This is a genomic window from Sphingobium terrigena (assembly GCF_003591655.1).
GTDB lineage: Bacteria > Pseudomonadota > Alphaproteobacteria > Sphingomonadales > Sphingomonadaceae > Sphingobium > Sphingobium terrigena.
In genome coordinates this window covers 68875-86059 of the sequence record NZ_QVRA01000013.1, presented here as the reverse complement: position 1 = coordinate 86059, position 17185 = coordinate 68875, and the positions used below count along the sequence as shown (strand labels likewise).

The 17185-nt window shown below is 62.1% G+C and carries 26 protein-coding genes and 1 other RNA gene; 8 read left to right on the top strand and 19 right to left on the bottom strand.

The features are described 5' to 3' along the window. Positions 1-330 precede the first annotated feature (330 nt). The 10 genes from rplS to D0Z70_RS14975 form a co-directional block, all read right to left on the bottom strand. Complete coding sequence (gene rplS, locus D0Z70_RS15020) at positions 331-699, bottom strand: 50S ribosomal protein L19 (RefSeq protein WP_119747846.1); 369 nt, start codon at positions 697-699, stop codon at positions 331-333. 6 nt (positions 700-705) lie between these two features. Further along, a complete protein-coding gene (gene trmD, locus D0Z70_RS15015; protein ID WP_119747844.1) occupies positions 706-1443 on the bottom strand; it encodes a tRNA (guanosine(37)-N1)-methyltransferase TrmD in 738 nt (245 codons plus the stop codon). Beyond that, a complete protein-coding gene (locus tag D0Z70_RS15010) occupies positions 1440-1712 on the bottom strand; it encodes a hypothetical protein (protein ID WP_119747842.1) in 273 nt (90 codons plus the stop codon). The genes trmD and D0Z70_RS15010 overlap by 4 nt, the downstream gene beginning before the upstream one ends. A 56-nt stretch (positions 1713-1768) precedes the next feature. Continuing rightward, a complete protein-coding gene (locus D0Z70_RS15005) occupies positions 1769-2143 on the bottom strand; it encodes a type II toxin-antitoxin system VapC family toxin (RefSeq protein WP_119747839.1) in 375 nt (124 codons plus the stop codon). Next, the gene (locus D0Z70_RS15000) at positions 2140-2409 is read right to left on the bottom strand and encodes an AbrB/MazE/SpoVT family DNA-binding domain-containing protein (RefSeq protein ID WP_119747837.1); all 270 of its coding nucleotides are present in this window, start codon (positions 2407-2409) and stop codon (positions 2140-2142) included. The genes D0Z70_RS15005 and D0Z70_RS15000 overlap by 4 nt, the downstream gene beginning before the upstream one ends. Positions 2410-2440: 31 nt before the next feature. Then, positions 2441-2935, bottom strand: coding sequence for a ribosome maturation factor RimM (gene rimM, locus D0Z70_RS14995; protein ID WP_119747835.1), 495 nt, complete (start codon positions 2933-2935; stop codon positions 2441-2443). Positions 2936-2940: 5 nt separating this feature from the next. After that, positions 2941-3405: a 30S ribosomal protein S16 gene (gene rpsP, locus D0Z70_RS14990; RefSeq protein WP_119747833.1), complete on the bottom strand. Its 465-nt coding sequence runs from the start codon at positions 3403-3405 to the stop codon at positions 2941-2943. Positions 3406-3534: 129 nt separating this feature from the next. Beyond that, positions 3535-5010 (bottom strand): signal recognition particle protein, encoded by a 1476-nt coding sequence (gene ffh / locus D0Z70_RS14985; RefSeq protein WP_119747831.1) that lies wholly within the window; start codon positions 5008-5010, stop codon positions 3535-3537. A 215-nt stretch (positions 5011-5225) separates the two neighbouring features. Further along, positions 5226-5483, bottom strand: a complete 258-nt coding sequence (locus D0Z70_RS14980; RefSeq protein WP_119747829.1) for a BrnA antitoxin family protein — start codon at positions 5481-5483, stop codon at positions 5226-5228. Beyond that, positions 5443-5718: a BrnT family toxin gene (locus D0Z70_RS14975; protein WP_119747827.1), complete on the bottom strand. Its 276-nt coding sequence runs from the start codon at positions 5716-5718 to the stop codon at positions 5443-5445. The genes D0Z70_RS14980 and D0Z70_RS14975 overlap by 41 nt, the downstream gene beginning before the upstream one ends. Positions 5719-5819: 101 nt before the next feature. On the opposite strand from D0Z70_RS14975, the gene D0Z70_RS14970 reads away from it, so the two are divergent. Continuing rightward, a complete protein-coding gene (locus D0Z70_RS14970) occupies positions 5820-7226 on the top strand; it encodes an amino acid permease (protein ID WP_119747908.1) in 1407 nt (468 codons plus the stop codon). Then, positions 7223-7846: an energy transducer TonB gene (locus D0Z70_RS14965; protein ID WP_119747825.1), complete on the top strand. Its 624-nt coding sequence runs from the start codon at positions 7223-7225 to the stop codon at positions 7844-7846. Before D0Z70_RS14970 ends, D0Z70_RS14965 begins: the two co-directional genes overlap by 4 nt. A 15-nt stretch (positions 7847-7861) precedes the next feature. On the opposite strand, the gene D0Z70_RS14960 is transcribed toward D0Z70_RS14965, so the two are convergent. Together D0Z70_RS14960 and D0Z70_RS14955 are read right to left on the bottom strand one after the other, a co-directional pair. Continuing rightward, positions 7862-8158, bottom strand: a complete 297-nt coding sequence (locus D0Z70_RS14960; protein WP_119747823.1) for a HigA family addiction module antitoxin — start codon at positions 8156-8158, stop codon at positions 7862-7864. After that, positions 8148-8438 carry a type II toxin-antitoxin system RelE/ParE family toxin gene (locus tag D0Z70_RS14955; protein ID WP_119747821.1) on the bottom strand — a complete coding sequence of 97 codons (291 nt, stop codon included), beginning with the start codon at positions 8436-8438 and terminating at the stop codon, positions 8148-8150. Before D0Z70_RS14955 ends, D0Z70_RS14960 begins: the two co-directional genes overlap by 11 nt. 101 nt (positions 8439-8539) lie before the next feature. Between D0Z70_RS14955 and dapF the strand changes: the two genes are divergently transcribed. From dapF to ispZ, 4 genes are all read left to right on the top strand, one after another. Beyond that, entirely contained in the window at positions 8540-9340 is an 801-nt protein-coding gene (gene dapF, locus D0Z70_RS14950; protein ID WP_119747819.1) for a diaminopimelate epimerase, read from the top strand. Positions 9341-9343: 3 nt separating this feature from the next. Further along, a complete protein-coding gene (mtaB, locus tag D0Z70_RS14945) occupies positions 9344-10666 on the top strand; it encodes a tRNA (N(6)-L-threonylcarbamoyladenosine(37)-C(2))-methylthiotransferase MtaB (RefSeq protein ID WP_119747817.1) in 1323 nt (440 codons plus the stop codon). Positions 10667-10775: 109 nt separating this feature from the next. Next, the gene (gene ftsY, locus D0Z70_RS14940) at positions 10776-11714 is read left to right on the top strand and encodes a signal recognition particle-docking protein FtsY (protein WP_119747815.1); all 939 of its coding nucleotides are present in this window, start codon (positions 10776-10778) and stop codon (positions 11712-11714) included. Between the two features lie 104 nt (positions 11715-11818). Further along, positions 11819-12445: a septation protein IspZ gene (gene ispZ / locus D0Z70_RS14935; RefSeq protein ID WP_119747813.1), complete on the top strand. Its 627-nt coding sequence runs from the start codon at positions 11819-11821 to the stop codon at positions 12443-12445. Positions 12446-12485: 40 nt separating this feature from the next. Here the strand turns inward: ispZ and D0Z70_RS14930 are convergent, their stop codons facing one another. After that, entirely contained in the window at positions 12486-13049 is a 564-nt protein-coding gene (locus tag D0Z70_RS14930) for a urate hydroxylase PuuD (RefSeq protein ID WP_119747811.1), read from the bottom strand. Positions 13050-13261: 212 nt separating this feature from the next. Between D0Z70_RS14930 and D0Z70_RS14925 the strand changes: the two genes are divergently transcribed. Together D0Z70_RS14925 and D0Z70_RS14920 are read left to right on the top strand one after the other, a co-directional pair. Further along, positions 13262-13876 (top strand): superoxide dismutase, encoded by a 615-nt coding sequence (locus D0Z70_RS14925; protein WP_119747809.1) that lies wholly within the window; start codon positions 13262-13264, stop codon positions 13874-13876. A gap of 132 nt (positions 13877-14008) precedes the next feature. Further along, positions 14009-14443 (top strand): hemerythrin domain-containing protein, encoded by a 435-nt coding sequence (locus D0Z70_RS14920; RefSeq protein WP_119747906.1) that lies wholly within the window; start codon positions 14009-14011, stop codon positions 14441-14443. Between the two features lie 2 nt (positions 14444-14445). Here the strand turns inward: D0Z70_RS14920 and D0Z70_RS14915 are convergent, their stop codons facing one another. The 6 genes from D0Z70_RS14915 to rnpB all read right to left on the bottom strand — a co-directional run bounded on the left by D0Z70_RS14915 (position 14446) and on the right by rnpB (position 17156). After that, positions 14446-14781: a (2Fe-2S) ferredoxin domain-containing protein gene (locus D0Z70_RS14915; protein WP_119747807.1), complete on the bottom strand. Its 336-nt coding sequence runs from the start codon at positions 14779-14781 to the stop codon at positions 14446-14448. Continuing rightward, positions 14754-15302, bottom strand: coding sequence for a J domain-containing protein (locus D0Z70_RS14910; RefSeq protein WP_119747805.1), 549 nt, complete (start codon positions 15300-15302; stop codon positions 14754-14756). The genes D0Z70_RS14915 and D0Z70_RS14910 overlap by 28 nt, the downstream gene beginning before the upstream one ends. A 238-nt stretch (positions 15303-15540) precedes the next feature. Next, positions 15541-15939 (bottom strand): hypothetical protein, encoded by a 399-nt coding sequence (locus tag D0Z70_RS24645; RefSeq protein WP_147418771.1) that lies wholly within the window; start codon positions 15937-15939, stop codon positions 15541-15543. Next, positions 15939-16475, bottom strand: a complete 537-nt coding sequence (locus tag D0Z70_RS24640) for a hypothetical protein (RefSeq protein ID WP_147418770.1) — start codon at positions 16473-16475, stop codon at positions 15939-15941. The genes D0Z70_RS24645 and D0Z70_RS24640 overlap by 1 nt, the downstream gene beginning before the upstream one ends. Continuing rightward, positions 16469-16630 carry a DUF6471 domain-containing protein gene (locus D0Z70_RS25830; RefSeq protein WP_220475650.1) on the bottom strand — a complete coding sequence of 54 codons (162 nt, stop codon included), beginning with the start codon at positions 16628-16630 and terminating at the stop codon, positions 16469-16471. Before D0Z70_RS25830 ends, D0Z70_RS24640 begins: the two co-directional genes overlap by 7 nt. Before the next feature lie 138 nt (positions 16631-16768). Next, positions 16769-17156, bottom strand: an RNA gene (gene rnpB / locus D0Z70_RS14905) — RNase P RNA component class A. Between the last annotated feature and the right edge of the window lie 29 nt (positions 17157-17185).

The window sequence follows — 17185 nt, the reverse complement described above, 5'->3', positions numbered from 1 at the left end:
AAAAGCCCCCTAATGTCTCTTTTACAGAGGCCTTTTCGACATCCCCTTCCGCGTCCCGACTTTTCTGGGCTGAACAAGGCTACAGGTTACCCCGCCCGAAACCGCCGGTTTCAGTGCAACATTGTTCAGCAACATATGGAAACGTTAGGCTGGCATAAATCCACTATGGGCGAAATGGACCTTTTTTACAGGCGTGCGAATCCATTCGCAGGCGCGGCACGACAGGCTGTCCGCGCACCGGTCAAATCTTTGTAACATATAGAAAAGGCGGCAGTCCGTGGGACCACCGCCTGTTTCATTTTTACAACTGTCAAGAATTGATTCTTGCGATCAACCCTCGCTGCGCACGTCGCGGCGTTCGGCGATGCGCGCGCGCTTGCCGGTGCGGCCGCGCAGATAATAGAGCTTCGCACGACGCACGACGCCACGGCGGACGACGACGATCGAATCGAGGTTGGGCGAATAGAGCGGGAATACGCGCTCCACGCCTTCGCCGAACGAAATCTTGCGGACGGTGAAGTTGCTGCCCATGCCCTTGTTCGAACGCGCGATGCACACGCCTTCGTAATTCTGGACGCGGCTGCGTTCGCCTTCGACCACCTTCACGCCGACGCGCAGCGTGTCGCCGGGGCGGAAATCGGGAATGTCCTTGGCGAGGGCGGCAATGCTTTCCGCCTCGATCTGCTGGAGGATGTTCATGAAACGTCAGTCCTTCAAGTCGCGTTGCGCGCCAGAGGGCGACTGGACCCGAACGCCGATGTGACGTTCCCAAAGGTCCGGCCGCCGTGACCGTGTATCGATCTCCGCCTGCTGTTTCCGCCAGGCAGCGATCTTCGCATGATCCCCCGATCGCAACACTTGCGGGATCGTGCGCCCCTCCCATTCGACTGGTCGGGTATAATGCGGATATTCGAGCAGCCCTGTTTCAAAGGACTCCTCAACCCCGCTGGAAGCCGCGCCCATTACACCGGGAAGCAGCCGGACGCAAGCATCCAGCAGCATCAAAGCGCCCATTTCCCCACCCGACAGGATGATGTCGCCCATGCTGACCTGCTCGATCGGCCGGGCGTCGAAAATCCGCTCGTCAAACCCCTCGAATCGCCCGCATAATATGGTCGCGCCCGGACCGTCCACCAACGCGCGAATGCGGCTCTGGCTGATCGGCGCGCCGCGCGGGGTCATGGCGATAACCGGCAGGTCGGGCCGCTGTTCCAGCGCATGGTCGACTGCGCGCGCTATTATGTCGGCGCGCAACACCATGCCCGCGCCGCCGCCCGCTGGCGTATCGTCCACGGTACGATGCTTGTCGGTGGCGAAATCGCGCAACTGGATGGGCGCGCAGGACCAGCGCCCTTCCGCGAGCGCCCGCCCCGCCAGCGACACGCCCAGCGGCCCCGGAAACATCTCCGGGTAGAGCGTCAATATCTGCGCGGCAAAGCTCATCGACGCCGCGCGCGCAGCCAGGCCGCCGACACACCGCCCGCCAGACACAGCGCGCCACAGGCGAGCAGCGCCAGCCCGATGGCGCGCAGCAGGTCGGCAAAGGGCCGCTCAGGATGGATCAGGCCGGGCAGCAGCACCAGCAACGGCACCGGGCAGACAAGCGCTACCGCCGCGGCGATCTTGATCCGACGCGACCAGCCAAGGCCAAACAGCCGCCAGCCAGCGGCCAGCATCGCGAGGAGATAGAGAGCGGTAAGGATCTGAGCCATGATTGCCGCTTAGGCGATGGAGGCGGCATCGTCCAGTTCCCGGCTGGCGGCAAGCGTCAGCGCGTCCAGTCCTCGACGTGCAAGCCGGGCATGTCGGCAAAGTCGGCTGCGTTGCGGGTCACCAGCGCCGCATCCAGCGACAGGGCGTGGGCCGCGATCAGACGGTCGAAACTGCCGCGCCGAAAGGGAAGCGCCGCATAGGCCTGCGCCGCCGCCTCATCGAACGGAAGAATAGCGATCTCCGCGACAAAGGCCGACAGCGCTTCGGGTGGCGGCGGTTTGCCCCGCACCGTGCCATAGGCCAGTTCGGCATAGGTGATCGACGATATGAACAGGCTGCCAGCCGCCTGCTCCGCCATCCGGGCAATCAGCGACGGATAGATGCCGGTAAAGACATAGATGCAGCTATTGGTATCCAGCAGCCGCATCATGCCCCGGACGCATCACGACCCAGCAGGTGCCAATCGCGAGGGGAATCATCGAAATCCTCGCGCGGCAGAGGTTCCAGCCATGGCACCTTGCCCGCGAATTTGCTGACGTCGATCTTGCGGTCATTCTGAGCCGGCTCGAAAGTGAAGCGGCCATGATCCTCGCGCAGGGTCATTTCCGCGCCTTCCTTGAGGCCAAGAGCCTTGGGCAGGCGCAAAGCCAGGCTATTGCCCGACTTGAAAATCTTGGCCTTATACTCTTCGCTCATCGCGGACCTCCGTATATACAAGCAGTATATACTATTCCACGAACGCCGCGTCAATCACCGCCCGCTCCGCGTCCAGCGTGACCGCGTGCATGGGTGCCATGAAGCGCTTGCCGGGCTTGCCGTCCACCGGCGGCCGCTGAACCTCGATAATGTCGCCAGCGCCGAAATTCTCTATGGCGATGATCTCGCCCAGCGCTTCACCGTCACTCGACAGGCAAGGCAGGCCGATGACGTCGGCATGATAATATTCGCCCTCGCCCAGCGGCGGCAGGGCGGAGCGCGGGACGGTCAGCGCCGTGCCGCGCATGGCTTCGGCCGCGCTGCGATCGCCAATTTCGGCGAAGCGCGCGACCGCACCATTGGAACCGGGGCGCAGCGACTTCAAGGTCAGCCTGCGCCCGCCCGCGTCGAAACTGCCATAGGCTTTGAGGCTTTCGACCCCTTCGCCAAACAGTTTCAGGCGGACTTCGCCCGCCACCCCATGCGCACCGATGATCGCGGCGAGAGTGACGGGCTTGTCGGTCAAGAGGATCAGCCCTCGGCCTGTTCGGCAGCGGCTTCTTCAGCCGGTGCTTCGGCAGCAGGTGCCTCTTCAGCGGCAGGCGCTTCGACGGGAGCCTTGGCGGCTTCCTCGGCGGCGACGCGGGCTTCTTCGGCCTCGGCCAGCTTGGTCGCACGATCTTCGGCGCGATCCTTGGCCTTCTGGCCCGGCACACCCTTGTTCGGGTTGTTGCGCACGATCCGCTCCTTGACGCCAGCGGCGTCGAGGAAACGGGCCACGCGGTCGGTCGGCTGGGCGCCGGCGGCCACCCAATGCTTGGCGCGTTCCACGTCCAGAACGACGCGCTTTTCGTCGCCCTTGGGCAGGACGGGGTTGTAGCTGCCGATGCGCTCGATGAACTTGCCATCACGCGGCGCGCGGCTGTCAGCCACGACGATGCGATAATAGGGGCGCTTCTTGGAACCACCGCGCGAGAGACGAATGGACGTTGCCATGGAACTTACCTTTCTGACGTAAACTACGAATATACTTACATTAATCGTCATACCGGACTTGATCCGGCATCCAGAGCGGCTGGTCATTCCCATCCGACACTGGAGTCCGGCATCCGCCGGAATGACGGGCTACTTCTTCATGAAATTCTGAAAGCCGGGCGGCAGCTTGGGCATGTTACCGCCAAGGCCGCCAAGGCCACCCAGGCCCGACAGGTCAGGCGGGCCACCGGCCCCGCCATCGGGACCACCCAGTCCGCCCATGCCACCACCGGTGAACATCTTGGCCAGCCCTTTGAGGCCACCCATCTTGCGGATCTTCTTCATCGCGCCTTCCATTTCCTGATGCATTTTCAGGAGCCGGTTGACTTCCTGCACCGTGGTGCCGGAGCCTTTGGCGATGCGGATCTTGCGCTTGGCGTTGATGAGCGCCGGGCGTTCCCGCTCCTTGGGCGTCATCGATCCGATCATCGCGTCGAGATGGATCAGCGTCTTGTCGTTCGCGCCGCTATTGGCCATCGCCGCCTGCGCTTTTTTTAGGCCTGGGATCATCCCCGCCAGCGCGCCCAGCCCGCCCATACGGCGCATCTGACCCAGCTGCGCGCGCAGATCGTTCATGTCGAACTGACCCTTGGCCATTTTCTTGGCCAGCTTGTCAGCTTCGTCCGCGTCGATGCTCTCGGCAGCGCGCTCGACCAGCGACACGACGTCGCCCATGCCCAATATGCGCTGCGCAACGCGCTGCGGATGGAACACCTCGATCGCGTCCAGCTTTTCGCCGGTGCCAGCAAATTTGATCGGGCGGCCGGTCACCGCGCGCATCGACAGCGCCGCACCACCGCGCGCATCGCCATCCATGCGGGTCAGCACCACGCCCGTCAGCGGCACCTGCGCCGTGAAGCTCTGCGCGACATTGACCGCGTCCTGACCGGTCAGCGAATCGACCACCAGCAGGATTTCGGCAGGCGTCGCCACATCGGCCACCGCCTTCATCTCGTCCATCAGCGCCTGATCGACATGCAGTCGACCGGCGGTGTCGAGCATCACCACGTCGAAGCCCTGCAACTTCGCTGACTGGAGCGCGCGGCGGGCAATATCGACCGGCTGCTGCCCGGCGATGATCGGCAAGGTCGCGACGTCGCACTGGGTGCCCAGCACGGCGAGCTGTTCCTGCGCGGCGGGGCGCTGGACGTCGAGCGACGCCATCAGCACCTTCTTGCGGTCTTTTTCCTTCAGCCGCTTGGCGATCTTGGCGGTCGTGGTCGTCTTGCCCGACCCCTGCAAACCGACCATCATGATGACGGCGGGCGGGGTCACGTCGATCATCAGGTCCGACGTATCGGACCCCAGCGTTTCGGTGAGCGTGTCGGATACGATCTTGACGACCATCTGCCCCGGCGTGACCGACCGCAGCACATCGCTGCCGACCGCACGCTCGGTCGCCTGATCGACAAACTGGCGCACGACCGAGAGGGCGACGTCGGCTTCGAGCAGCGCGATTCGCACCTCGCGCATCGCGGCGCGGACATCGTCCTCCGTGAGCGCACCACGCCCCCGCAGCTTGTCGAATACCCCACCCAGACGATCGCTCAGCGAATCGAACATCATCACCTCAATTGGCCCAAAGGCCTGAAAATCTTTGCATTCCCATCAAACGACAAAATCGCCGGTGGGCGAAACCTCGCCAACCAGCGTCCATACAAAGCGCCTGATGCTGACCCGTTTACCGGGCGCGCGCTCAATGGATATGTCATGGACCGAACGGCAAACCGCCCGATTGCAGACGCGCCCCTAGCGGAAAGCCCGCCGCCGCGCAAGCAAAGCTACAGCTTGGCCGCGCGGAGTATCTCGTTGATCCGCGTCTGCCACCCCGGCCCGGTCGCGCGGAAGCGCGCCAGCACATCCTTGTCTATGCGCAGCGCGACCTGCTCCTTGTTCGAGCCTGCCGGACGACCACCAAGGCGACGTCGCGCTTCCCGCTCCGCCAATGCCTGCTCGATCGCCGCCACACTGACGTCGCGATCCTCGGGATCATCAGGGTCAGCGGGCAATCCCACTATATAGTCTTTGTTCAGTTCCATTGCTCTTCCTTACCGAAATGAAGCGATACCTATATTCGCGCATCACATAGATGACGGTCCATAACCTGCCATCAATCAGTCCGATCGCCTTGTATCGCTGCTCTTCATCCTCGATCCTGATGGTTGGAACGATCAGCATCTCGGCATCGGAGAAAACCTCTACGCCAAAGGCAAGCGGCACATGGCGCTTGCCCCGGTTGATCTCGTCTTTCGCAGGATCAAACTCAATCTCCACTGATGTTTATGTATATGCAAAAACATGGCTCGTCAATCTCCGCCCTTGCCAGTCCCGCAGCTTTCGGCATGGTGGCGCGACAATCAGGGGAGCAGATCACCATGAGCTGGACACGCCGCAAGCCGATGGAGGCGATGAGCCCAAGCGGTGATCAGCATCGCATGGCGCGCACCCTGTCCTGGCCGCATCTGCTGGCGCTGGGCGTCGGCGCGATTGTTGGCACTGGCATATTGACGCTGATCGGCGTCGGCGCGGACCGGGCCGGGCCTGCCGTCCTCCTCTCCTTCGCCATAGCCGGCGCGATCTGCGCCTGCGCCGCGTTGGCCTATGCCGAACTGTCGACCATGATGCCCGCCGCGGGCAGCGCCTATAGCTACTCCTATGTCGTGCTGGGCGAAGGCATCGCCTGGATCGTGGGGTGGAGCCTGATCCTGGAATATAGCCTGGTCGTATCGACCGTCGCGGTCGGCTGGTCGGGCTATGCCGCGCCGCTGCTCACCGCGATCGGCTTTCCCGTGGGCCTGACGCAGGGACCGGAACTGGGCGGCCTCATCAACCTCCCCGCCATCTTCATCATCGCCGTGGTCGCTGGCCTGCTGATGCTCGGCACCCATGAAAGCGCGCGGCTCAACACGCTGCTGGTCCTCATCAAGATTGCGACGCTAAGCCTGTTCGTCTGGGTCGCCCTGCCCGCCTTCGACGCGCAGAATCTGGAGCCGTTCATGCCCTTCGGCTTTGCCAAGCATATGGGTGCCGACGGGGTGGAGCGCGGGGTGATGGCGGCCGCCGCCATCATCTTCTTCGCCTTTTACGGCTTCGACGCCATCTCGACCGCAGCAGAGGAAGCCAGGAACCCGGAGCGGGATCTGGCCATCGGCATCGTCGGATCGCTGGTCGTCTGCACGCTGATCTATGTGTTGGTCGCCGCCGCCGCGATCGGTGCCATGCCCTTCACCCGCTTTGCCGACAGCCCGGAGCCACTGGCGCTGATCCTGCGCGAAATGGGCCGGGGAGAGGTGGCGCGGATCGTCGCCATCGCCGCCGTCATCGCCCTGCCCACCGTGTTGCTGGGCTTCCTCTATGGCCAGAGCCGCATCTTCCTGGTCATGGCGCGCGACGGCTTCCTGCCCCAGAGCCTTGCCAAAATCTCCAAACGCGGCACGCCTGCCCGGATCACGATGGTGACCGCCATATTGGTGGCCATCATCGCCGGGTTGCTGCCGATCGACGAGATTGCAGCGCTCGCCAATGCGGGGACGCTGATCGCCTTCACCTCGGTCGGCCTGTGCCTGCTGGTGCTGCGCAAGCGCCTCCCCGACATGCGCCGTCCCTTCCGCACGCCTGCCGCCTGGTTCGTCGGACTGGGGGCGATGGGCGGCTGCGCCTATCTGTTCATCAGCCTGCCGATGCAGACGATATTGGCGTGCCTGGGGTGGAATGCCGTGGGGCTGGTGGTGTATTTTCTCTATGGGCAGAAGCGGGCGACGGCGGCGGCGGGTAGAGCATGAGTGCGATATTTGCTCTTTTACTGGCTTCTGCGTTAGCACCGGCTAGACCAAATGGCCCAGCAGTTTGGCTCAGCGATAGCGACTATCCCGCAGGCGCGAAGCGCCGCCGCGAGGAGGGGACGATCAGTTTTTCCCTCTTGATCTCGCCGGAAGGGCGAATATCGAAATGTTCCGTCACGCAGTCCAGCGGTTTTCCCGAACTGGACGACAGAACCTGCACGGTGATCACTGGGCGAGCTCGATTCAAACCGGCAACTGATGAAAATGGCATGGCGACTCACGCCCTCTACAACGGTCGTTTAACCTGGCTGCTCCCCGGGAGGAAAGGCCGCCTACCCGGCCGTTCAACTGCGATTCCGCCCGCTGACATCGAATTGCAGGTCCAAAGACTTCCTAACGGCGCGCTGGAAGAAAGCGTTTCGATTGTCACAAAGGTCGATCCAACCGGACATGTCATTTTCTGCGAACCGGCCAGCCAGAAGGAAGGCCCGACGAAATTGGTTGAAATCGCCTGTGCCGAGGCAAAGACTTATTGTGCCTTCATCCAGACCGATGCCGACGGCAAGCCCGTCACCCTGATTCGCAGTTTACGGGTGACATTCAAGGCAGTACCAAAATAGCAGCCTATCGTCTCGTCAAGCAGCCAGCGGCTTGACCGACAATTCATCGGCATGGCCCCGCGCCACCGCCAGATCATGGCGTATCTGCATCCGCATCAGCGTATCGGCGTCGATACCGAACAGCTTTTCAAAGCGGATCGCCATGTCCGCCGTCAAATCCTGCCGCTGGTTGAGCAATCGACTGACGGTCTGGCGCGTCACCCCCAGATGATCCGCCAGATCGCCGATCTTGAGGCCATGCGCCTCGACCATTTCGGTCTTGAGCCAGTCGCCGGGATGGACTGCCAACGAAGCGTGCATCTTAAGCGCCATGATAATCCTCCAAATCCATGTCGACCAATGCCCCTTCTTCGTTCATGCGAAAGGTCAATCGCCAATTGCGCGTAACCGTCATCGACCATGTGCCAGCCCGGTTCCCCGTCAGGGGATGCAAGCCATAATTGGGCGGCTGGGCCAGCACATCCAAAGATGACGCTGCATCGATAAAAGCCAGCATCTTGCGTAGCCTACCAATATCGCCCACCAATCCTTTGGCGTTACCCGTCTCGAAAAAGCGACGCAGCGCTTTATGCGCGATGCCCTCAATCTCCATATGTAACGTCATGCGTTACAATAGACAGCATGTCAACCCAGACGTTACATCGCGGCAGCCACTGGTCTTTTCCCTTCCCTCCCATTACATGCGCCCCCATCATGGGACGCTTTTCCAAAATGCATGGCCTGGGCAATGATTTTGTCGTGATCGACGCGCGCACCGATGTAGTCGAGATGACGGAAAGCCGCGCCCGCGCCATTGCCGATCGTCATGCCGGGATTGGCTGCGACCAGTTGATCCTGATCGGCAATGCGCCCGACGCCGACGTGTCGATGCAGATTTTCAACGCCGATGGCAGCGAGGTCGAGGCGTGCGGCAATGCCACACGCTGCGTGCCACTGTTCGTGGGCCGCGACGTGCTGATCCGCACGCAGGCGGGCCTACTGGACGCCAGGGCGGTCGATGGCGGCGCAAGTGTCGATATGGGCGCGCCGCGCTTCGAGTGGGACGCGATTCCCTTGGCCTATGCCATGGACACGCTGACCATGGGTGCGAGCTGGGAGGATTTGCCGCCGCCCGCCGCGGTCAATGTCGGCAACCCGCATGTCATCTTCTTCGTCGATGATCTGGACGCCGTGGACACCGCCCGGCTTGGCCCGATCATCGAGACGGACCCGCTCTTCCCCGCCCGCGTCAACGTCAACTTCGCGCAGGTCTTGGGCGACAATCATATCCGCCTGATCGTGTGGGAGCGTGGCGCTGGCCTCACCCGCGCCTGCGGCACCGGCGCCTGCGCCACCGCCGTCGCCGCCGTCCGCCGCAAGCTGGTGAGCGGTCCCGTGACCGTCAGCCTGCCCGGCGGCGACCTCATCATCGACTGGGCGCCGGGTGGCACGATCCGCATGACCGGCCCCGCCACCCATGTGTTCGATGGCGAGGCCGACTGGTCGCGTTTTTAAGCCATGCCCGGCCCCGATATCATCACCATGGGCTGCCGCCTCAACATTGCCGAGAGCGAGGCGATCCGCGACATGGCGGCGGATCAGGACGATCTGATCGTCATCAACAGCTGCGCCGTGACCGCCGAAGCGGTGCGCCAGACACGGCAGGCGATCCGCCGCGCCCGCCGCGACCGGCCCGACGCGCGCATCATGGTGACCGGCTGCGCGGCGCAGACCGAGCCAGAGACCTTCGCCGCCATGCCCGAAGTCGATGCCGTGATCGGCAATCGCGAGAAAATGGAGGCAGAAACATATTTCCCGTCATCCCGGCGAACGCCGGGATCTCTCTTTTCTTCCACCTCACCCTCAGAAAGTGGGATGCCAGCCTTCGCTGGCATGACTGAGAAGGTGAAAGTCGCCGACATCATGGCCGTGCGCGACACCGCGCCGCATATGGCCAGCGCCTTTGCCGATCATGCCCGCGCCTTTCTGGAGGTGCAGAATGGCTGCGACCATCGCTGCACTTTCTGCATCATCCCCTATGGCCGGGGCAACAGCCGCTCCGTCCCCGCCGGGGCCGTGATCGACAAGGCCAGGGAACTGGTCGCGGCGGGTTACAAGGAAATCGTGCTGACCGGCGTGGACGTCACCAGCTATGGTCCCGATCTGCCCGGCAGCCCGTCGCTCGGCCTGCTGGTGGAGCGCATCCTGAACGGCGTGCCGGACCTCCCCCGCCTGCGCCTGTCGTCCATCGACAGCGTGGAGATTGACGATCGGTTGTTCGACCTGATCGCCCATGAACCCCGGATGATGCCCCATCTGCATCTGTCCCTGCAGGCGGGCGACGACATGATCCTGAAACGCATGAAGCGCCGACATAGCCGCGCCGACGCCGTCCGCATCGTCGATCGCCTCACCGCCGCGCGCCCGGACATCAGCATCGGCGCGGATATCATCGCCGGTTTCCCGACCGAGGATGAGGCGATGTTCGCGCGCAGCCTGGCGCTGGTGGCCGACTGCCGCATCGTCCACGGCCATATCTTCCCTTACTCGCCGCGCACCGGCACGCCCGCCGCGCGGATGCCGCAGGTGGACCGCGCCATCATCAAGGGCCGCGCCGCCCGGCTGCGCGCCGCCTGCGAAACCCAGCGCGCCGACTGGCTGGAGAGCCTTGTCGGCACCCGCCAGTCAGTGCTGGTCGAGCGCAGCGGGCTGTCCGGCCATGCCGAAAATTTCGCCCCGGTGCGCTTTACGACCGCGCAAGTGCCGTCCTCGATCGTATCCACCCGCATCACGGGGCTTGAGAAGAACATGCTGATCGCGCAAGAGGCGGTTCAAGAATGACGCTCTTTTTTCCGTCATTCCCGCGCAGGCGGGAATCCATCTCCCAACCGCAGCGCTTGATGCTATGCCGGGAGATGGATCCCCGCCTTCGCGGGGATGACGATGATGGATGACTATGACTGAAACATCCTGGCGCGATCGCCTGTTCGGCGGGCTTCGGCGCACATCCGACAAGCTTGGCGAAAATCTCAACGGCCTGTTCGGCAAGGCCGCGCTCGACAACCAGACGCTGGACGAGATTGAGGAAGCGCTGATCGTGTCCGATCTTGGTCCCGCCATGGCCGCGCGGGTGCGCGACCGGCTGGCCGAAGGGCGGTTCAACAAGGAATTGACCGAGGAATATCTGCGCGAGATCATCGCGGAGGAAATCGAGAAGGTGCTGGCCCCGGTCGCCCGCCCGCTGGAGATCGAGGCCTTTCCGCGTCCGCAGGTCATCCTCGTCATCGGCGTCAACGGGTCCGGCAAGACCACCACCATCGCCAAGCTGGCGCATAATTTCCTGGAGCAGGATTATGGCGTGATGCTGGCGGCGGGCGACACGTTCCGCGCGGCAGCCATCGGCCAGCTCAAGGTCTGGGCCGACCGCCTCGGCATCCCCATCGTCGCGGGCAAGGAAGGCGGCGATGCGGCGGGTATCGTGTTCGACGCGGTCAAGCAGGCAACCGCCACCGGCATCGACGTGCTGATCGTCGACACAGCAGGCCGGCTCCAGAACAAGACCGAGCTGATGGACGAACTGGCCAAGATCCGTCGCATCCTTGGCCGATTGAACCCGGCGTCCCCCCACGACGTTGTGCTGGTGCTGGATGCCACCACGGGACAGAATGCGTTGAGCCAGATCGAGGTTTTCAAGGAAGTCGCCCATGTCACCGGCCTGGTCATGACCAAGCTGGACGGCACCGCGCGCGGCGGCGTGCTGGTCGCGGCGGCGGAAAAATATCGCCTGCCGATCCATGCCATTGGCGTGGGCGAAAAGATCGAGGATCTGCGCCCCTTCGATCCGGGCGACATGGCGCGGGCGATCGCCGGGACCGCCTATGCGCGGTGATCCCCTTCAACCGTCACCCCAGCGAACGCTGGGGTCCCTCTTCCTTTTTGCCCGACCTTAAAAAAAGCGGGATGCCAGCCTTCGCTGGCATGACGGAGTAAAAAATGGCTGATACCAAACCTGCCCACAGCCCCGCCCATTCCGGAACGCTCAGCCTGGCGCTCGATTTCGGGCCTCTGCTGGTCTTTTTCCTGGGCTATAAATTCCTCGGCATGATCGTCGGCACGGGTGCCTTCATGGCAGCCATCGTCGTCGCGGTGATCGTGTCGAAATGGAAACTGGGCAAGGTATCGCCAATGCTGTGGCTGTCCGCCGCGCTGGTGCTGTTCTTCGGTGGCCTCACCATCTATTTCCACGACCAGAGCTTCATCCAGATCAAGCCGACGATCATCTACAGCTTCTTCGCACTGATGCTGTTTGGCGGGCTGCTGCGTGGCAAGCCTTTGCTCAAATATCTGCTCCAGGCTGCTTATGATGGCCTGTCCGAAACCGGGTGGCGCAAGCTGTCGCGCAACTGGGCGATCTTCTTCGTCGCCATGGCCATCGCCAATGAAGTGATGCGCCGCACGATGAGCTTCGACAGCTGGCTGGCGGTCAAGGTGTGGGGCGTGACCATCGTGTCGGTGGTCTTTGCCGCCGCCAATATCCCGATGCTGATGCGCCATGGCCTGAACCTGGGCGACAAGCTGGACAGCGACGAGATTGGCGGCACGTCCCCGCCACAAGGGTAACGGACGTGCCGGGGCCGAAACCCCGGCAGCCATCATTGCATCAACCGCCGTTGAAGTTGATCATGCAATAGAGCATCGCCAGCGACAGCAAAGTGTTGGTGCGTGAGAAGATCATCGCGGTGGTCGCGGCCTTGGCCTTCACCGCATCTTCGGCAGGGACCAGCCCCAGCGCCTTTTTCTGGTTCGGCCAGATCACGAACCACACATTGAACGCCATGATCAGCGCCAGCCACATGCCGATGCCGATCAGCACGAAACCCGGCTTGAAGATCAGCGCCTCAACCAGATAAGCCGCACGCCAGGCGATCACCACGCCGGTCAATACGGTCAGCGCAGCAGCCCAGCGAAAGAAGAACAAAGCCGACGGGGCGATGAACTTGGACACGCCCGGTTTCAGTTCGGCCGGCACTTTGGGCATGGTCGGGATCTGCACGAAGTTGAAATAATAGAGCAGACCGATCCAGGTGATGCCGAAAAACAGATGGAGCCAGCGCAAGATCGCCTGCTCCGCTATTGTGTTCGCGGGGACCGCGAAAATCACCAGCAGCGCAAGGACAAGCCCCGCCGCCAGAACGAGATGCAGATTGCCGAAAAACTTCGCCATAGCCCTACCCCCATGTTCCGGCCGCCGCATGTGTCGGGCGGCCTGACCGCAAAGTCTATGTCATCGTTACGGGGATGTCACATGGATATTTCCTCAATTTATAACGAAAATATCCTGTTTTCCGCAGCGCAATAAGCCTGCTAGGGGCGCGGAGCCTTAAGGCCGCAGCTTCGTTATGTGGCCAACCCCATCCATGAACCGAGGAGTAATTCATGGCTTTCACTCTGCCTGCCCTGCCCTATGCCAAAGATGCCTTTGGCGATATTTTATCGGCCGAAACCTTCGACTATCATCATGGCAAGCATCACAACGCCTATGTCGTAAAGGCCAATGAACTGGTCGCCGCCGACGCTGCACTCCAGGGCAAGTCGCTGGTCGAGCTGATCAAATCGTCCAAGGGCGGTCTGTTCAACCAGGTCGGCCAGATCTGGAACCACAGCTTCTACTGGCTCTGCCTGTCGCCGGAAAAGAAAGCGCCTTCGGGCAAGCTGCTCGACATGATCAACGAAAGCTTCGGGTCGGTCGACGCGCTGGTCGAAAAGCTCAAAGCCGAAGCCGTCGGCCATTTCGCCAGCGGCTGGGCGGCGCTGGTGCTGAAGGACGGCAAGCTGGAGGTCACCTCCTATCATGACGCCGACACGCCAGTCGCGCATGAAGGCCATGCGCCGCTGCTGATCCTCGATGTATGGGAACATGCCTATTATATCGACTATCGCAACCTGCGCCCGGCCTATGCCGAAAAGCTGCTCAAGGAAGCGATCGACTGGGACTTCGTCGCGCTCAACCTGGACGGCGAAGGCGTCAGCCGCGCCGACCAGCCGGGCTGATGATCCAGAATGCCCCCGCGCTACAATGGTGCGGGGGCATTATCTATCGCGTCCATTATGATGGCCGCGGCAACGCTTTATTAAGTCGCTGCACCCATCATCGGCCTTTCGTGGGGACGGAAGGGCGAAATGATGGACATGACGCAATTGCGCCGGCAGCATGACGAAATCAGCCACACGGCGCACAGGCTGGCGCAAGCGACGGCTGACCGCACCAACCCGCGCAGCGTGGGTGCCATACGCTGGCAGCTTGCGCGCCAGTTGATGGCCCATCTCGCCCTGGAGGACCGCATCCTCTATCCCGCGCTGCAACGCGCCGCTGATGACCGCACCCGCACCACCGCCGCCACGCTCCAGACCGAAACCGGCGCGCTCGCCGAAAGTTTTTCCCGCTACATGACCGCGTGGAGCGACGATCGCGTCGCGCGCGAATGGGCCGATTTCTGCGTCGAGACACAGGCTATCATCCGGGCGCTCAGCGAACGGGTCGACCGCGAAAATCGCACCCTCTATCCCCTCGCCGACAAGGTTGACGACAGCGCACCACGGATCGCCCGCGCTGGCTGACGTCAGGCGGGCGGCGTTGCCAGCCCCAGCGTCCGGGCCAACTCATCCAGATCCGCGCCGGGCTGCACCAGCAGCCACTCCCGGCTGGCCGCGCCGTTCACCACCGTCACCGCGCCCTTGGGACAGACGCCCAGGCAATTGACCTCGACTATGCCCGCCGCCGCCTTGCGTCCCTTCTTCAACGACAAATGCCGCTTCAGCGCCTTGGCCAGCCGCGCGTCGCCATCAGGGCCAAAGCCGCCATCCAGCTTCTTCTCGCATTTGCGGCAGACCAGCACGGCATTGCGCCAATTGGATCGGACCAGCGCCTTCAATCCACCGCCCCGCGCGGCTTCCATGTTCGCCGCTCCTCTGCGGCGCGCAACACTTCATAGGCGGCCTGGATCGTCTGGAAACGGGCGGCGGCCTGCGCGTCGCCCGGCTTGACATCGGGATGATATTCCTTGGCCAGCGTCCGCCAGCTTTTCTTCACCGCCTCGAAATCCGCGTCATCCTCCAGATCGAGCGCCTTCAACGCATGAAGCTCGTCGCGCGACCGGCTGCCGTCACCCGGCCCGCCCCAGCTATGATAGGCGCTGCCCTGATAGCCGCCCGCATCGCGCCGCTCGTCGCGCTCGCGCTGTTCGCGTTCTTCCTGGTCCAGTCCCTGAAAATAGTCCCAGTTGCGGTTATACTCGCCCGCATGATCGGGGCAGAAATACCAGCGTTCCGGGCTATTGGGGGATTTGGGCGCGGGGCAGTCGCCCGGCTTGTCGCAGCCAAAACGGTCACACATACGCACGCGCTGCGCCTCACGCGATGCACCATAGGCACGCCAGCGGGGAAAGCCCCAGTCATTGGATCGGCTGTTTCGTGCCATAAGTCCGAATTAGGGAAGGTACGGGCGGAAAGCCACCCCACCTGCTATATTTGCTGACGCTTGTTCCAAAATGCGCGGAAGAGCGCATTTTTAAGGCCGGTGCGGCCGCCCAATCAGGATATTCGGCATTATGTAGCAGACGCACCAAGCCAGTTACACAGGCCCGCGCGCGCGATGGCGAACGTATCGCAGATGGTAGCGTAGCTTGATCGGGTCGCTGGTCGCATTAGGGTTTATTTTAAGTGCTAACGTTGTGGAATGGTGCGCCCGGCCAAGTTATCTTTCCGGGATTAGCCTTGTGATCACCAAACTCAACACGGGTGAGTTCATAACAAAATTCTGTTCGCCAAGAGTCTCCGAACGTATCAGTATAGTTGGCCAAGCCAAATATGTAGAGATTAAGCCGACCCTGCTCAATAAGGCGCAAGGTATCGGGACCAACGTTCCCGCGCACCTCTCTGCGCTCACTAACACCACCATTCAGGACCGTTCCTTCAATATCATGTCCATCCACTTTGCGTGGAGCCCGACTAATAATATTGAGAAAAGCATCTTGCGTCATAGCACGTATGGAGCCGCCAAAGTCAACTTGATACGCTGGCGTTACCCCATCATTGTTGACAAAAATTTCAGCCACTATCGAACCGGTCCCAAGATTATGTTGAAGTGTACCGGTTCGAATCGAGATGTAAGGGCGCATTCTTTTTTTTCAACATCACGAGAAATACTAACTTGTTCCGAAGCGGCATCGGCATTTTGCTTAGCGAATGCAAGGGCAGTCGCGGTGTCGGCAGCACCCGCTACTGCCTGACGAGTGGCCCGCGCATTGGCCTTCATGGTAATTCGGTTTCCACGTCTCGCCTCTGTAAGAGCGCCATTGGTTTGAAAGAGCGTATATATTAGGCCGCCGACACCTGCTGCGCTCAAGAGGGTAGCGATGATCGCCCAATTGGTGGCGCGCGCAGCTTCTTTCGCGGCCTTTTCAGCAGCGATAGCAGCGCGCCATTGAGCGCACAGGTCGGCCTTGTCGTGATCGGGGGACTTATAGCAGGCGTCGGAATAGCGTTCGGGATAGGCAACAAACAGCGGATCGACGGGCGCTTGGCTTTGGGTTTGGGCTGCGCTTGCCTTGTGACCTTGGAGTGCTGGATAAGCGCCGCAAAAGATCAGCAATCCGACAGCCGCAAGGATGATGCTCCGATAGCCTCTAGACATTGGATCAGGAACACCGCTGTAAATTTACCCCGGCTCAGCTTGTTCCTGATATTCGGCTCTGAGTCCATAACCCCTATATCGGCCAGCTTGCCCACCAGGTCGGCATAGGACAATCTTGCTCATGACCCCAAAATAGCGAGAGACACACTTCTAGGGCATGGAGACGTTGGTGCGCTTGCTACATAGTGCCGAGGATATTCTGTGGCTGGCCGGGTGGGGGAGCGGGCCGGTGCGGAAAAATATCTCAAATACATGCCAGAGGGCCTGTAAGCCGGGTTCTGTCCACCCCGTCTCCGGGGATAGGCGACCATTCCTCTAGGGAACGGATTGCTCCGTTCCTCAAGCAACCAACCCGGACGGTCTCGGTCGAAACAGACCTAGCGAGTTACCTCGCGCGCCGCCCCTATTCGGTCTTGCTCCCGGTGGGGTTTACCATGCCGCCTTGCGTTGCCGCAGACGCGGTGCGCTCTTACCGCACCCTTTCAATGTCACTGGGCCGAAGCCTTAGCGACCTGCTTTCTGTTGCACTGTCCCTTGGATCACTCCAGCCGGTCGTTAACCGGCACCGTCATTTCGTGGAGCCCGGACTTTCCTCGCCGTGGAAGTTACCCGCCACGCCGCGGCCGCCCGGCCCTCTGGCGGAACGGTCCCTAGCCAGCTTCGGGCCT

Bases quoted from the DNA above. Each gene is read 5' to 3' on its own strand.
- rplS (WP_119747846.1), bottom strand. From the start codon at position 699: ATGAACATCCTCCAGCAGATCGAGGCGGAAAGCATTGCCGCCCTCGCC.
- trmD (WP_119747844.1), bottom strand. From the start codon at position 1,443: ATGAGCTTTGCCGCGCAGATATTGACGCTCTACCCGGAGATGTTTCCG.
- D0Z70_RS15010 (WP_119747842.1), bottom strand. From the start codon at position 1,712: ATGGCTCAGATCCTTACCGCTCTCTATCTCCTCGCGATGCTGGCCGCT.
- D0Z70_RS15005 (WP_119747839.1), bottom strand. From the start codon at position 2,143: ATGATGCGGCTGCTGGATACCAATAGCTGCATCTATGTCTTTACCGGC.
- D0Z70_RS15000 (WP_119747837.1), bottom strand. From the start codon at position 2,409: ATGAGCGAAGAGTATAAGGCCAAGATTTTCAAGTCGGGCAATAGCCTG.
- rpsP (WP_119747833.1), bottom strand. From the start codon at position 3,405: ATGGCAACGTCCATTCGTCTCTCGCGCGGTGGTTCCAAGAAGCGCCCC.
- ffh (WP_119747831.1), bottom strand. From the start codon at position 5,010: ATGATGTTCGATTCGCTGAGCGATCGTCTGGGTGGGGTATTCGACAAG.
- D0Z70_RS14980 (WP_119747829.1), bottom strand. From the start codon at position 5,483: ATGGAACTGAACAAAGACTATATAGTGGGATTGCCCGCTGACCCTGAT.
- D0Z70_RS14970 (WP_119747908.1), top strand. From the start codon at position 5,820: ATGAGCTGGACACGCCGCAAGCCGATGGAGGCGATGAGCCCAAGCGGT.
- D0Z70_RS14965 (WP_119747825.1), top strand. From the start codon at position 7,223: ATGAGTGCGATATTTGCTCTTTTACTGGCTTCTGCGTTAGCACCGGCT.
- D0Z70_RS14960 (WP_119747823.1), bottom strand. From the start codon at position 8,158: ATGGCGCTTAAGATGCACGCTTCGTTGGCAGTCCATCCCGGCGACTGG.
- D0Z70_RS14955 (WP_119747821.1), bottom strand. From the start codon at position 8,438: ATGGAGATTGAGGGCATCGCGCATAAAGCGCTGCGTCGCTTTTTCGAG.
- dapF (WP_119747819.1), top strand. From the start codon at position 8,540: ATGGGACGCTTTTCCAAAATGCATGGCCTGGGCAATGATTTTGTCGTG.
- mtaB (WP_119747817.1), top strand. From the start codon at position 9,344: ATGCCCGGCCCCGATATCATCACCATGGGCTGCCGCCTCAACATTGCC.
- ftsY (WP_119747815.1), top strand. From the start codon at position 10,776: ATGACTATGACTGAAACATCCTGGCGCGATCGCCTGTTCGGCGGGCTT.
- ispZ (WP_119747813.1), top strand. From the start codon at position 11,819: ATGGCTGATACCAAACCTGCCCACAGCCCCGCCCATTCCGGAACGCTC.
- D0Z70_RS14930 (WP_119747811.1), bottom strand. From the start codon at position 13,049: ATGGCGAAGTTTTTCGGCAATCTGCATCTCGTTCTGGCGGCGGGGCTT.
- D0Z70_RS14925 (WP_119747809.1), top strand. From the start codon at position 13,262: ATGGCTTTCACTCTGCCTGCCCTGCCCTATGCCAAAGATGCCTTTGGC.
- D0Z70_RS14920 (WP_119747906.1), top strand. From the start codon at position 14,009: ATGGACATGACGCAATTGCGCCGGCAGCATGACGAAATCAGCCACACG.
- D0Z70_RS14915 (WP_119747807.1), bottom strand. From the start codon at position 14,781: ATGGAAGCCGCGCGGGGCGGTGGATTGAAGGCGCTGGTCCGATCCAAT.
- D0Z70_RS14910 (WP_119747805.1), bottom strand. From the start codon at position 15,302: ATGGCACGAAACAGCCGATCCAATGACTGGGGCTTTCCCCGCTGGCGT.